This is a genomic window from Promicromonospora sp. NPDC050880, from assembly GCF_044456525.1.
In the GTDB taxonomy this organism is placed as follows: Bacteria; Actinomycetota; Actinomycetes; order Actinomycetales; family Cellulomonadaceae; genus Promicromonospora.
In genome coordinates this window covers 249,400-262,940 of the sequence record NZ_JBITFV010000006.1, presented here as the reverse complement: position 1 = coordinate 262,940, position 13,541 = coordinate 249,400, and the positions used below count along the sequence as shown (strand labels likewise).

The window sequence follows — 13,541 nt, the reverse complement described above, 5'->3', positions numbered from 1 at the left end:
AGGCAGAGTGCCGGGTACAGGCGCACATCCGTACATCACCGCGAGACGGGCAGGACGACGACCTCATGACCGCTGACGTACCGGGCACCGCCCCCGCGCCCCACCCGGCCTGGCTGCCCGACGACGCGTTCGCCGCGCTCGGCCGACGCCGGGTGGTGGTCGCGGGCGACGGCGTCCTGGCCGGCACCGTCGCGGAGGAGGTGGCGGCGGCCACGGCCCGGTTCGGTGGCTCGTTCTCCCGCCTCGAGGTGGGCGACGGCGTGGCCGACGCCGAGCTCGTGCTCACGCTGGCACCGGCCGCGTCCGACGGTCCGCCCCGGCCCGACGGTCCGCCCGGGCCCGACGACCCGGACGGCGCCGGCGGCGAACCCGTGCCCGACGAGACGTTCCGGTTCACGCGCGAGGCGGGGGCCGTCGTCGTGCAGGCACGGTGCGACGCGGGGCTGCTGCACGGCCTGTTCCACGTGGTGCGCCTGGGCGAGGCGGCGTTCGCCGGGCCGGACACCGACCAGACCCACGCGCCTGCCACCCACCTGCGCATGCTCGACCACTGGGACAACATGGCCCCGCACCCCGTCATGGGTCAGGTCGAACGCGGGTACTCCGGGGGCTCGCTCTTCTACGACAACGGTTTCGTCCGCGCGGACCTCTCGCGCGTCGAGCGGTACGCCCGGCTGCTGGCCGCCGTGGGCATCAACCGCATCGCGATCAACAACGTCAACGTGCACGAGCGCGAGACCCGCCTGCTCACCGACGACCTGGGCGACGTCGTCCGGATCGCCGCCGTCTTCCGGCGCTGGGGCATCCGCGTGCACCTGTCGGTGTCGTTCGCGTCCCCGATCACGCTCGGCGGGCTGCCCACCTCGGACCCGCTGGACCCGGACGTGGCCCACTGGTGGGTGCGCGCCGCGGCACGCGTGTGGGCGGCGATCCCGGACTTCGGCGGCTTCGTCGTCAAGGCCGACTCGGAGGGTCAGCCGGGCCCGTTCGCGTACGGCCGCACGCACGCCGACGGCGCGAACATGCTGGCCGCCGCCGTCGCGCCGCACGACGGTCTGGTCCACTGGCGGGCGTTCGTCTACGACCACCACCAGGACTGGCGCGACCGGTCGACCGACCGCGCCCGCGCCGCGTACGACCACTTCCACCCGCTCGACGGCGCGTTCGCGGACGCCGTGATCGTGCAGATCAAGTACGGGCCCATGGACTTCCAGGTGCGCGAGCCGGTCTCTCCCGTCCTGGCCGCGATGCCGCGCACCCGGATCGCGCTGGAGCTGCAGGTCACGCAGGAGTACACCGGCCAGCAGCGGCACGCCGTGTACCTCGGCCCGCAGTGGAGCGAGATCCTCGGCTTCCGGTTCTGGTCCGCCGACCGCACGGGCGGCTCCCCGACGGTCGCCGACCTGGCCACCGGGCGCGCCAAGGCCGTCGAGGACCCGGGCACCGGCACCTGGCACAAGCCCGCCGGCGGGTTCGCCGCCGTGTCCAGCGCGGGCGACGACGAGTTCTGGACCGGCCACCCGTTCGCCCAGGCCAACCTCTACGCCTACGGGCGGCTGTGCTGGGACCCGGCGCTGGACCCGGCCGACCTGCTCGACGAGTGGGCGGGCCTGACGTTCCCGGGTGCGCCGGACACCGTCCGGCAGGCGCTGCACGCCGTGCTCGACCGGTCGTGGGAGACGTACGAGCAGTACACGGCGCCGCTGGGTGTCGGCTTCATGGTGCGCCCCGGCCACCACTACGGGCCCGATGTCGACGGGTACGAGTACACCCCGTGGGGCACCTACCACTTCGCCGACCGCGACGGGATCGGCGTCGACCGGACCGTGCGCACGGGGACCGGGTTCGCGGGGCAGTACCCCTCGCCGTGGCGCGAGACGTACGGGTCGACGGCGACGTGCCCGGACGAGCTGCTGCTGTTCTTCCACCACGTGCCGTACACGCACGTGCTGCACAGCGGCAGGACCGTGGTCCAGCACATCTACGACACCCACTTCGAGGGTGTGTCCCGCGTGGAGCGGATGATCGCCGCATGGTCGGCGGCGGCACCACTGGTCGAGCCCCGCCTCGCCGAGCGGGTGGCGGAGCGGTTCGCGGAACAGCTCCGCAGCGCCACCGAGTGGCGGGACCAGGTCAACACCTACTTCCTGCGGAAGTCCGGCATCCCGGACGAGCAGGGGCGCACGATCTACTGAGCGGGACCGGTCAGCCGCGCGGCACGTGCCGGGTGTGGGTGTACGTCCCCTTGCCGAAGGCCAGCACCTTGGCCGGGTCCACCGCGAACACCAGCGCGGTGCCGCCGACGTCGTTGCGGAAGGCGCCGTCACCCACCTCGTACTGCCACTGACCGGTCCACTTGCCGCGCCAGGCGTCCGCCAGGCGCTCCAGCTGCGCTGCCTCGGTGACACGGACCGCCGGGCCCTCGACCATCACGTCGAGGCCCCGGTCCCACGCGCTCGTGCCCGTGGTCAGCACCACGTTCGGGTTCACGGCCAGGTTGACCGCCTTCTGCTCCTCGGGGCCGGTGGTGAAGTGCAGCGCCCCGTCGAGCCAGACGGCGACCAGCGGGGTGACGTGCGGCCGGCCGTCGGCGCGGACCGTCGTCAGCCAGGTGATCTGGGCGTTCTCCAGCACCTCGACGGCCGCCTGCCAGGTGGTCGGCGCGGCGCCGGGGTCGCTGAACCGGGCGTCGAGGGTGGTGATCGGGTCGTCCATGGCCTGCTCCTCAGGGTCGGTCGGACGGGTGGTGCTCGGCGGACGGGGCCGGGAAGAGCTCCGCGAGCACGTGCGCGACGGTGGAGGCCATGCTCTTGGCCGCCGACGCGGCGAAGAACAGGGTGCCGGGTGTGGCGGGCAGGCCGCGCTCGGGGTCGGCCGGGCCGCCCGCGGCGTCGACGACGAGCCGGCCCCGGTGCACCACCGCGACCTGCAGGCCGACCTCGTCGCCCTCGGCCACGAGCCGGTCGACGAGGGCCCGGGCGCGCGTCTGCACCTGCTTGGCGAGGTCGGTCATACCAGGGCCGACGACGGGCGCCCCGGCGACTCATCGCTCCGGGCCGATGCGGCGGAGTACGATGGTCGGACAGTAGGAATCTCTCACCGGAGGCCGGCATGACCATCCTGACTCTTCGCCCCAAGAACCAGGTCACCGTCCCCAAGGAGATCGCCGAGGCGGCTGGCCTGCACGTCGGTGACGCCCTGGACTTCGCGGTGGTCGACGGGACGGTGGTGATCTCGAAGGTGGAGCTCGGGCGCCGGTCGGAGGAACGCCCCACCGCCGAGGACTGGCTCGCCGCAGCCGACTATGTCGGCACGCGTGACCGTGAGCTCCTGAACAGACTCGCCCAGTGACCCACCTGGTCCCGCCGCACATCGCGTTGCGGATGTTCGAGGCCGCCGAGCAGATCAAGCCGGTGGTCCGCGATCTGGGGCTGCTCGAGTCCTCGTTGACCCGCGCAGGCATGACGTCGTACGGCCAGGAGCTCTACCCCGGGATTCATCTGAAGATGGCGGCCACGCTCGACTCGGTGAACCGCAACCACCCGCTCATCGACGGGAACAAGCGCCTCGCGTGGATCGTCGTCGCAGCGACGTACCGTGTGAACGGCTTCCCCGGCCTCGCCGGCACGGTCGACGAGCAGGAGGCGCTCGTGCTGAAGGTCGCTTCCGATCATCCCGAGCTGGACTGGATCGCCGACCAGCTGGCGTCGATGTTCGACCCACCCGAGAAGCTTCACCGACCCTGACCGCCCTCGACCAGAGGCAGCACGCCCTCGGCAACGCGCCAGACCCTCAGGTCACCGGAGTGACCTGAGGGTCTGGCGTGCCAGGGTCAGCGCGCGGCCAGGGAGGCCACCTCGCGGACCGAGGCGGCGATCGCCCGGAAGTCCTTGCTGAGGATCGCGCCGTGGTTGCTCGACACCTTCGCACCGACGGTGATGTGCGGGTTGCGGGCCGTCACGCCGTCGAGGCTGGTGCGGATGCGCTCCTGCTCGTCGCCCTTGCTGCCGAGCGACGTGCCCGAGGCCACCACGTACCGCGTGGGCACGGTGAGCCCGTCCAGCACCGGACCCAGCTCGGCCTCCCGGGAGAGCACGCCGAGCTCGATGTTGCTCTCCGCCTGCTGGTCCGCCGTCATGCGCGGGGTCAGGCCGGTGATGCGCAGCGGGACCGTCATCCAGCGCATCCGGCGGAACATCGTGCGGATGCGGTCCGCCATGGCGTCGTCCAGCCAGTCGTAGGGGAAGGCCCCGTCGACCAGCACGGCGCCCAGGGTGCGGCCCGGGTTGCGGTGGGCCCAGTGCGCCGCGACGACCGCGCCGTACGACCACCCGACGACCACCGCCCGCTCGACGCCGCGCGCGGCCAGGACGGCGTCGACGTCGCGGACCGCGGCCTCGAAGGAGTAGTCCGCCGACGTGCCCGACCTCCTGCCGCGGGCGCGCTCGTCGTAGGTGATGTGCCGCCAGCCCGGGCCCAGCTCGGCGACCGTGCGCCGCCAGTAGCCCTGGGTGGCGAACTGGCCGTTGAGATAGATCACGGGGACGCCCGTGCCGCCGGTGTCGGTGACGTGCAGGGCCGTGTCGTCGACCGGCACCATGCCGGACCACGCCGAGGTCTTCGGGGACGTGCTGTCGTTCGTCATGGTGCCTCCTGGATCAGTGGGTCGTGGGGCCGGGCCGTCAGGTCGGGCGACCTGACGGCCCGGTGGTGCGGGACGGCGTCAGAGGCTGCGGGCCGTGATGTCGCCCTGCATCGTGGTGGCGCGGATGTCGAGCACCGGGGCGCCGTCGTTCTTCAGGCCGTTGCTGACGCGGCCGAGGCTGGTCCCGGCGTCGAGCGTCGCGGAGACGCCGGCCGCGGCCCCGACCGAGATGTCGCCCTGCTGCGTGCTCAGCACGACCGTGCCGCGCGCCGCCTCGGCGATCCGGACGGCACCGCGCTGGGTGCTGATCTCGGCGGGACCGTTGAGCCGGCCCACCTCGACGTCGCCGTCCACCGCGCTGAGCCGCACGCTGTCCGCCTCGTCGATCTTGATCTGGCGGTAGACGCCCTCGGCGACGACGTCGCCCAGGCGGCCGACGACGCGGAGCTCGGTGCTGGCGGACCGCGTCTCGACGGCCGACCCGGCGGGAAGCTGGACCGTGACCTCGACGGCGCCCGCGGTGCCCACGAGCTTGTTCTTCGGCTCGGGGGTGGCGACCCGCAGCACACCCTCGGTGAGGGTGACCGTGGTGCCCTCGGCGGTGGCCACGTCGCGGCTCTTGCCCGCGTCGGCCGGCCGGACCTCGACCGTGGTGTCGGTGCGGTCCGCGGCGATGATCTGGACCCGGCCGGCCGGGATGTCGAGGACGGCGGAGATGGGGGCGGGGGTGGTGAAGTTCTGCATGATGACCTGCTCCTGTGCTCGGTGGTGCTCGTGGTTTCTGATGTGGGAAACGCTACGTTGCATTCCATACCGTGGCAACACACTTGTTGCGTTGGAAGCACGTTTTACCAGGTCAGGACACATATATTGTTGCAACAGTCGTGATGTTAAAGCAACGATGCGCTCGCGAGCCCGTTGCAATGGATGAGGTGTGAACGCTATGCTGGCCGGCAGGACCACGACGAGGAGACCGCGATGCCCGGAGGCAGGCTCACCAAGCAGGAACGCCAGCAGATCGCGCTGGGGCTGGCCGACAGCCTCCCGTACGCCGAGATCGCCCGGCGTCTGGACCGGCCGACGTCGACGGTCACGCGCGAGGTGCTGCGCAACGGCGGCCCCACCTCGTACCGCGCCGACCTGGCCCACCACGCGACCGAGCGACGCGTCCGCCGCAAGCGGCCCGCCGCGCCCCGGCCGGCACAGGCGCCCGCCCAGCCCGACGGGCGGGACGCCGCCGCGGTGGCCGTCTACGAGGAGACGCTGACCGGGGTGCTCATGGCCTCGGGCCTGTCCAGGATCCCGGCCGGGGTGCTGACGTGCCTGTTCACCACCGACGCCGGCAGCCTCACCGCGGCCGACCTCGTGCGTCGCCTCCAGGTCAGCCCGGCGTCCGTCTCCAAGGCGATCACGTACCTCGAGAGCCAGGGACTCGTCCGCCGGGAACGCGGCGAGGGGCGCCGCGAGCGCTACTTCGCTGACAACGACGTCTGGTACCAGTCCACGCTCGCCAGCGCCCGGTCCAACGACCAGCTCGCCGCGACGGCGCGGCAGGGCGTCTCCGTGCTCGGTGCGCACACGCCCGCCGCCGACCGGCTGGAGAACATCGCGCGGTTCCTCGACTTCATCAGCGAGAGCATCGTCCGGGCCGCCGAGCAGGCCCGCGCGGTGCTGCACACGGGCCCCGCGCCGGCGTCGGACGACGAGCCGGACGCCGGCCGCTGACGCACAGGCTCGTCAGAGCGGCGTGTCGCCCGGGACCTTCACGTCCTCGACGCGGGCCCGGGCCGGCAGGCCGATGTCCCAGAACTGGATGGTCTGCAGCACCCAGAAGAGGGCGAAGACGAGCATCAGCACGGCCTCGACCACGAACAGCGTCTGCGGGAAGACCGCGGGGAAGAACCGGTCGAGCACGACCATCATCGTGAGACCGCCGACCAGCACCACCGCCATCACCACGGCGATCGTCCGGTACCAGGCCCGGAAGGCGGCCGCCGACATGCCACGCAACCGTTCCAGGGCCTGCGCGGTGACCGCCCGGTCGGAGCCGTTGATCCAGGCGACCGCCACCAGGCACGCGAACAGCAGCACGGCCGCCGCGTAGTGCGCCACCTGGAGGAAGCTCGCGGGCCAGGCCAGGAGCCAGACACCGGTCGCCGCCCAGGTCAGCCAGGTGAGCCAGAGGTCCCAGCCCGCCGGTCCGGCGAGGTCACGACGGCGCGGCCAGGTGGCCAGCAGGAGCACCGGACCGCCGACGAGCAGCAGGGTCCCGATGTTGTTGCCCACCCGCTCGGGCATGTCGACGCAGTACGGCTCGGCCGTGCACAGTGTGGCGTCGAGCGGCGTCGGCACCAGGGCCACGACGAGCGCCAGCAGGCCCGCGACGTTGAGCAGTACCTCCTCGGCACCGTGCCGGCCCTTGATCGCGACAAGGCACGTGCCGATGCCGACGAGCGAGCCCACGAACACGCTCTGCACGGGCGAGTAGAAGTACGCGCTGATCGACGCGTGCCACCACTCCTCTCCCGACCCGAGCCGGCCGTGGTCGGCCACGATCTGCAGGCCCAGCGACACGAACAGCACCAGCACCACCGCGACGATCGCCACGCGCAGGTAGCGATACGTCAGCCGTGCCGGGTCCCCCTGCTTGATCACCATGGGCACACCCTGGCGCAAGTGCCTCAGATCGGACAATGTTGCACGGTCATGCCGCGGCGGTGAAACGCTCCTCGACGTCGGTCAGCAGCGGCCCGGCGTTGCGCAGCACGAGCGCGAGCCAGACGACCGCGAGCAGGCCGAACAGCACCTCCGTCGTCAGCACGATCACCCCTCCCGCGAGCACCAGCAGGGAGAGGGTCCCCAGCGTGACCAGCGGGCGGGCCGCGAGGTAGTAGGCGGCGAGCCGTGCGACGTCACGCGTCCGGAAACCGAAGAACGAGACGATGACCAGCACGTTCACGGACCAGAGCAGAAGACCGGCCCCGATCACCACGAGCGCGGGCGCGAACCAGCCGGGCACGCCGGCCGCGTCGAGGTTCCCGAGCGAGACCGCCACCACGCCGAGCACCACGACCGCGGGCGTCCACACCCGTAACGCGTCGGCCCAGTTCAGGCGGTATCCGCGCCAGAAGGACGCGGCCGGTGCGAGCCCCTCGGTCCTGGTGCGGTCCCGGAGCGCGAACAGTCCCGCCGACGCCGCCGGGCCCAGCGGCACCAGGCACAGCACGACCAGCGGGGCGTTGCCGACCGACCGGTCGAGCAGCGCCAGGGCGACCAGGCCGGGCAGCGAGGTCAGCACGAGCAGCAGCTCGACCACGAGATACCAGTAGACCGCGTTCGCGCCGCGCCCCAGGGGGCCGTCGCCGTACTCCCTGCGCTCAGCCACGGGCCACGATCCTCGCGTCGTCGAGCCAGGGCGGGGTCTCGTCGCGGACGGGGTCGAGGGTCACCAGGGTCACGCCGTGGCGGCCGAGCGTCAGGTCGAGGTCGGCGCGGCCGCCGTCCGCCGTCGGCACCACGGGCAGGGAGAACGCCCGTCGCGCGGGCTCGCTCGCGTCGTGCAGCGCGTCGAGCTGCCTGGCCGACGGCGACGCCGGCCGACCCATCTCGCGCCAGGCGGCCCAGGCGTTGCCGGCGGACTCGTCGACGTCGTACCGCAGGACGAACACGCGGCCGCCCGCCGTGGCGGGACTCGCGTCGGCCCCGGCGGGGCCGACCGGGACGCTGAGCCGCACCTCGTGCCGGTCGGGCTCGACCGGGTCGGCCGAGCCGCCCACCGGCTGCCAGGCGAGCACCGTCACCCGTCCCGTCCCGGGATGCCGCGTGACCAGGTGGTCGGCGCCGCGCGCGAGCACCTCCCGCCCCATCCGCGCCATGAACGTGTACAGGTGGTAGGTCGGCTTGCGCACCTGACGGTGCGCCAGCATGCCGAACCCGCCATGGAAGAACGACGCCGGGACACCCTCCTCCTCGAAGACGTCGCTGAACGTCCAGTACGCGAACGAGTCGGCGTGCTGCCCGCCGCCCGCGAGCACGGGCGCGAGACAGGCGGCGTTGTACGCCGTGTCGTGCACCGGGTTGTCGGGCCGGTAGCTCGTGTTGAACTCCGTGACGTGCAGCGGCCGGTCCGCGAGCGCCGTCCCCGACAGGATCGTCCGCGGCCTGGCGAACTGGTCCAGCAGCTCCTGCGGACGCCCCAGGGTCTGGTAGACGCCGAACGGCACGTGCTGCGCGGGCCCGGAGGTGTAGGCGTGCACGGACAGGAAGTCCGCCGGAAGGTCGCGTTCGGCGACGAAGTCCGCGAAGGGCTTCCACCAGTCGTCGGCACCCGGGGAGAGCGCGGGGCCGCCCACCTGGAGCTCGGCGTCGACGTCCTTCACCGCGAGCGCGGACGCCTCGTAGAGGCGGAAGTACGCCTCCTGGTCCGCGCCGGCCCAGAAGTGGGTCAGGTTGGGCTCGTTCCACACCTCGACCGGCCAGGTCCGCACCTCGTCGAGACCGTACCGGCCGACGAGGTGCCGCAGGAGGGCGCGCACGAGGGCCGCCCACTCGGTGTGGTCGCGCGGCGGGGTCACGTTGCCGAGCCACCAGAACACCGTCTGGTCGCCCGAGGCGAGGGCCCGGGGCATGAACCCGAGCTCCAGGAACGGCTTGATCCCCAGCTCCAGGTACGCGTCGACCACCTGGTCCACGTAGGTGAAGACGTAGGCGGTACCCCGGTGACCTGCGACGTCGTACGGCCGGTGGACGGCGACGTCGTCGTGCAGGATGCCGTGGCCGCGGATGTACCGGAAGCCGATCTCACGCTGCACCAGGGCCAGGGAGTCCTGGTAGTCGCGCCGCAGCGCGAGGTTGAACCGCCCGGTGCCGACGCACGTGCGCCAGGCGTCGCTGAGGGTTCCGGCGGGCTCGGTCGGCACGATGGTGCGGGGCACGTATCTCCTCGGTCGTTCGGTCGAGCGCGGCCGGGTGCGCGGGCGTGGTCGACGCACCGCGCACCCGGCCCGGGGAAGGACTGCTGTCACTCGCCGCCGTCGACGGCGCTGTTGGCGAGCTCCACGTAGTCGGTCATGCCGGCTGCCTCGAGCTCGGCCACGTAGTCGTCCCACTCGCTGAGCGGCCGATCGCCCACGATGAACTGGGCGGTGTTCTGGTACACGATGTCCTGCAGGTTCGTCAGGTAGAGGGTTGCCTGCTCCTGCTCCATCTCGTCGTAGGTGATGGCGGGCGGGAGGGGCAGCTCCTCCTTCTCGTTCATCCCGTCGAGGAACTCGACGACCTCGTCGCGCAGCATCGACTTGTCCAGCTCCTCGGTGGACCCGTGGGCCAGCATCCAGACGCCGTTGTGGTAGCCGAAGTCCTTGCGGAGCTCCTGGGGTGCGCCGGGGTTCAGGCCGTTGACGTCGATGTCCTCGTCGAGGACGCGCTTGTCGCCGTCCCACTCGAACGTCTCGCCCTCGACGCCCCACTTGGCGAACTCCAGGCCCTCGTCCGAGTAGTACAGCCAGTCGACGAACTGCAGCATCGCGAGGAAGTCGTCCTGCTTGGCCGCCTCGGCACCGAACACGATGCCCGACTCGCGGCGCGAGCCCGCCGACAGGTAGCTCCCGTAGGGGCCGGCGGGCACGACGATCTGGTGCACCTCGGCGTCCTTGGTACCGAGCTGGTCGAAGTTGTCGCGGTACTTCACGAGCTCCTGGTCGTTCGAGCTGATGGCGGCGACGCTGCCGGACGCGAACTTCTGCTCGCCCTGCTCCATCTCCTGGGTGACGGACTCGGGGTCCATCAGGCCTTCCTCCACGAGCGAGGCGAAGTAGGTCACCAGCTCCCGGTAGCCGTCGGAGGCGCCGGCGTAGGTGAACTCACCGGCCTCCTCGTCCCACCACAGGCCGTTGATGAAGCCGGTGCCCGCCGACGTGCCGAAGTTGGGCGCCGCCGCGTTGAGCGTCTGCTCCATCGGGCTGTTGATGGACCACTTGTCGCTGAACGGGTACTTGATGTCCGGGTTGGCCTCCTTGACGGCCTCGAGCTGCTCCTTGAACTCGTCCCAGGTCTCGGGGTCCTCGGTGATCCCGGCCTTCTCCCACAGGTCCGAGCGCACGGCGATGGAGTACTGCGGCTTCGCGATCTCGTGGATGCCGGGCAGGATGTAGTACTTGCCGTCCTCCTGCCGGAGCTGCTCGACCTCGGCCTCGAGGCCCCACTTCTCGATCTTGTCGAGGAAGTTCGGCATGTGCTCCACGTAGTCCGAGATCGGCAGCAGGGCGTTGCGGAACTGCGTCTCCTCGCCCGCGTAGATCGAGGGCATGATGTCGGGCGCGTCCCCCGAGCTGATGAGCACCGACCGCCGCGTCGCCAGGTCGGCGAGCGGCACGTTCACGTACTCGAACTCGACGTTCTGGTCGTTCTTGAGGTGCTCGACCATCGGCCAGTCCTCCTTGAACGGGTAGTCCGGGTGGTCGCGGTACAGCAGGCTGAAGTCGACGGGCTCCGTCGCCTTGAACGTGGTGCCGACCTCGAAGTCCTCCATGTAGCCGACCTGCGACTCCATGTCGATCTCGCCGGACTCCTCCGCGCCGCCGCCGCTGGTCGAGCACGCGGTGAGCGTGACGACCAGGGCCGACGCCGCCAGGCCCGCGGCGGCCCTCCTCGGGGTGATCCTCATGGTTCTCCTTCAGGGTGTGAACGCCGTCGCCTCTGACGGTCAGGATGGTTCGGGTGGTCGTCGTGCACCGGCGGCGTGCGGTCAGCCCTTGACGGAGCCGAGCATCACGCCGGACACGAAGTACTTCTGGATGAACGGGTACACGCAGACGATGGGCAGGACCGTGAGCAGCATCGCCACGGACTGGACGTTCGCCTGGATCTGCACCGTGTCGCTGCCGAGGTCCGTCGTGGACGTGGCCGCGGCGAGCAGGTTGCGGAGGTAGAGCGTGACCGGGTACATGTCGCGGTCGTTCAGGTACAGGTACGCCTGGAACCACGAGTTCCAGAACTGGACGGCGTAGAAGAGGGTCATCGTGGCGATGACCGCCTTGGACAGCGGCAGCACGATGCGGAAGAACACGCCGTACTGCGACATGCCGTCGATCTCTGCGGCTTCCTCTAGCTCCTGGGGGAAGTTGTCGAAGAACGACTTCATGACGAGCAGGTTGAAGACGTTGATCGCGCCCGGCACGACGATCGCCCAGATCGTGTTCTTGAACCCGAGGGCGTCGATGAGCAGGTAGTTCGGGATCAGCCCGCCCGCGTACAGCATGGTCACCATGGCGAGGCCGATGAGGACCCCTCGGCCCTTCAGGTACGGCTTGGACAGCGCGTACGCGAACGTCGTGGTGAGCGCCATCGCGATGGCCGTGGCGAGCAGCGTGTACACGACCGTGTTGCGGTAGTTGACCCAGAAGATCGAGTCGCCCATCACGCTCGCGAAGGTCGTCAGGTTGAACCCGCGCGGCCACAGGTTGACCGCGCCGGCGGCGATGTAGGCCTGGGAGCTGAACGCCTTCGCCACCATGTTGAGGAAGGGGTACAGCGTGAGGAACGTGATCACCACCAGCACGAGCCCGTTGACGATCCGGAACGCCCGGTAGCCGGGCGTGTCCTTGACCGTGGTGGTGGCGGGACGGACCGCCGTGATGTCAGGGGTGTTCGTCGTCACCACAGGGAGGCTCCCACCGCTCGCTTCGAGATCTGGTTGGCCGTGACGACCAGGGCGACGCCGATCAGCGCCTCGAACAGGCCGATCGCGGCGGCGAACGAGTAGTTGCCGCCCTCACCGATCCCCACGCGGTACAGGTACGTGGAGAGCACGTCGGCCGTGTCGTAGGTGAGGGGGTTGTACAGCAGCAGCACCTTCTCGAACCCGACCGCCATGAAGGTGCCGATGTTGAGGATGAGCAGCACCATCATCGTGGGCCGGATGCCGGGGAGCGTGATGTGCCAGGTCTGCTGCCACCTGTTGGCCCCGTCGATCCGCGACGCCTCGTAGAGCTGGTCGTCGATGGTGGTCAGCGCGGCGAGGTAGAGGATGGTGCCCCAGCCGACCGTCTGCCACACCTCGGACGTCAGGTAGATGGTGCGGAACCAGTCGGCCCGCTGCATGAACGGGATCGCCTCGCCGCCGAACCCCTCGATGATCTGGTTGATGGTGCCGTTGATCGCGGTGAGCTGGAAGACCATGCCCGCCACGATCACTATCGACATGAAGTGCGGCAGGTAGGTGATGGTCTGGACCACCCGCTTGAACAGCCGCGACCGCAGCTCGTTGAGCAGGAGCGCGAGGATGATCGGCAGCGGGAAGCAGATCGCCAGGGTCAGGCCGCCGAGGACGACCGTGTTCCAGAAGACGTCCCAGAACGGCTTGCTCTGGATGAACATCTGGAAGTAGTAGAGGCCGACCCACTCGTCGCCGAACATCGACCCGCCCGGCCGGTACCTCCGGAAGGCGATCACGTTCCCGATCATGGGCACGTAGCGGAACACCAGGAGGAAGATCACCGGCAGGAGCACGAACGTGTACAGGCGCCAGTGCCGGCGCAGGGACACGCGCCACGTCTCGTTGTCCCGGAGCTGCTGCGGCGGCCTGAGCCCTGCGCCGACGACGGCGCCACCCGCGCCCCCGGGCAGCCCGCCACCGGTCCGCGGTACGGCATCGACCGTTCCCGTGCCTCGTGCCATCAAGTCCTCCGGTCACCGCGCCGTGCCGGGCCTCGTCCGAGGACGCCACGTCGTCGTGGAACGTTTTCGAAACTATCGACACCTTTACCGATAGTCTGTGGCTGGGACATTAGGGTGATAATCACCGTCACGTCAAGGGCATCCCTCGATCATCGGGTGTCACGATGCGATCACGCCGCAGGCGGCCAGGGACTGGTCCCGTACTGGTGTACCGTCAGCA

Annotated in this window: 14 protein-coding genes; 4 read left to right on the top strand and 10 right to left on the bottom strand. The window is 70.5% G+C overall.

The features are described from left to right. Window positions 1–65 precede the first annotated feature (65 nt). Window positions 66–2,195 (top strand): alpha-glucuronidase, encoded by a 2,130-nt coding sequence (locus ACIBBF_RS13485; protein WP_397413909.1) that lies wholly within the window; start codon window positions 66–68, stop codon window positions 2,193–2,195. A gap of 10 nt (window positions 2,196–2,205) precedes the next feature. Here the strand turns inward: ACIBBF_RS13485 and ACIBBF_RS13480 are convergent, their stop codons facing one another. After that, a complete protein-coding gene (locus tag ACIBBF_RS13480; RefSeq protein WP_397413906.1) occupies window positions 2,206–2,715 on the bottom strand; it encodes a pyridoxamine 5'-phosphate oxidase family protein in 510 nt (169 codons plus the stop codon). A gap of 10 nt (window positions 2,716–2,725) precedes the next feature. Further along, window positions 2,726–3,013: a serine hydrolase gene (locus ACIBBF_RS13475; protein ID WP_397413904.1), complete on the bottom strand. Its 288-nt coding sequence runs from the start codon at window positions 3,011–3,013 to the stop codon at window positions 2,726–2,728. Window positions 3,014–3,111: 98 nt separating this feature from the next. Here ACIBBF_RS13475 and ACIBBF_RS13470 point away from each other — a divergent pair, with 98 nt between their 5' ends. Together ACIBBF_RS13470 and ACIBBF_RS13465 are read left to right on the top strand one after the other, a co-directional pair. Then, on the top strand, window positions 3,112–3,351 hold the full coding sequence (locus ACIBBF_RS13470; RefSeq protein ID WP_397413901.1) for an AbrB/MazE/SpoVT family DNA-binding domain-containing protein: 240 nt from the start codon (window positions 3,112–3,114) through the stop codon (window positions 3,349–3,351). Beyond that, window positions 3,348–3,746: a type II toxin-antitoxin system death-on-curing family toxin gene (locus ACIBBF_RS13465; protein ID WP_397413899.1), complete on the top strand. Its 399-nt coding sequence runs from the start codon at window positions 3,348–3,350 to the stop codon at window positions 3,744–3,746. The genes ACIBBF_RS13470 and ACIBBF_RS13465 overlap by 4 nt, the downstream gene beginning before the upstream one ends. A gap of 86 nt (window positions 3,747–3,832) precedes the next feature. Here the strand turns inward: ACIBBF_RS13465 and ACIBBF_RS13460 are convergent, their stop codons facing one another. After that, window positions 3,833–4,645 carry an alpha/beta fold hydrolase gene (locus tag ACIBBF_RS13460; RefSeq protein ID WP_397413896.1) on the bottom strand — a complete coding sequence of 271 codons (813 nt, stop codon included), beginning with the start codon at window positions 4,643–4,645 and terminating at the stop codon, window positions 3,833–3,835. Between the two features lie 78 nt (window positions 4,646–4,723). After that, entirely contained in the window at window positions 4,724–5,389 is a 666-nt protein-coding gene (locus ACIBBF_RS13455) for a DUF4097 family beta strand repeat-containing protein (RefSeq protein ID WP_397413894.1), read from the bottom strand. Window positions 5,390–5,623: 234 nt separating this feature from the next. On the opposite strand from ACIBBF_RS13455, the gene ACIBBF_RS13450 reads away from it, so the two are divergent. Further along, window positions 5,624–6,370, top strand: coding sequence for a helix-turn-helix domain-containing protein (locus ACIBBF_RS13450; RefSeq protein ID WP_397413892.1), 747 nt, complete (start codon window positions 5,624–5,626; stop codon window positions 6,368–6,370). A gap of 12 nt (window positions 6,371–6,382) precedes the next feature. Here ACIBBF_RS13450 and ACIBBF_RS13445 read toward each other — a convergent pair whose 3' ends face one another. The 6 genes from ACIBBF_RS13445 to ACIBBF_RS13420 form a co-directional block, all read right to left on the bottom strand. Continuing rightward, window positions 6,383–7,303: a hypothetical protein gene (locus tag ACIBBF_RS13445; protein ID WP_397413890.1), complete on the bottom strand. Its 921-nt coding sequence runs from the start codon at window positions 7,301–7,303 to the stop codon at window positions 6,383–6,385. Between the two features lie 46 nt (window positions 7,304–7,349). Continuing rightward, on the bottom strand, window positions 7,350–8,030 hold the full coding sequence (locus ACIBBF_RS13440) for a DUF624 domain-containing protein (RefSeq protein WP_397413888.1): 681 nt from the start codon (window positions 8,028–8,030) through the stop codon (window positions 7,350–7,352). Then, window positions 8,023–9,579, bottom strand: a complete 1,557-nt coding sequence (locus tag ACIBBF_RS13435; RefSeq protein WP_397413885.1) for a xylan 1,4-beta-xylosidase — start codon at window positions 9,577–9,579, stop codon at window positions 8,023–8,025. The genes ACIBBF_RS13440 and ACIBBF_RS13435 overlap by 8 nt, the downstream gene beginning before the upstream one ends. An 86-nt stretch (window positions 9,580–9,665) precedes the next feature. Continuing rightward, window positions 9,666–11,309, bottom strand: a complete 1,644-nt coding sequence (locus tag ACIBBF_RS13430; RefSeq protein WP_397413883.1) for an extracellular solute-binding protein — start codon at window positions 11,307–11,309, stop codon at window positions 9,666–9,668. Window positions 11,310–11,390: 81 nt separating this feature from the next. After that, complete coding sequence (locus tag ACIBBF_RS13425; RefSeq protein ID WP_397413881.1) at window positions 11,391–12,302, bottom strand: carbohydrate ABC transporter permease; 912 nt, start codon at window positions 12,300–12,302, stop codon at window positions 11,391–11,393. Beyond that, on the bottom strand, window positions 12,299–13,321 hold the full coding sequence (locus tag ACIBBF_RS13420; RefSeq protein ID WP_397413879.1) for an ABC transporter permease: 1,023 nt from the start codon (window positions 13,319–13,321) through the stop codon (window positions 12,299–12,301). Before ACIBBF_RS13420 ends, ACIBBF_RS13425 begins: the two co-directional genes overlap by 4 nt. Window positions 13,322–13,541: the final 220 nt, after the last annotated feature.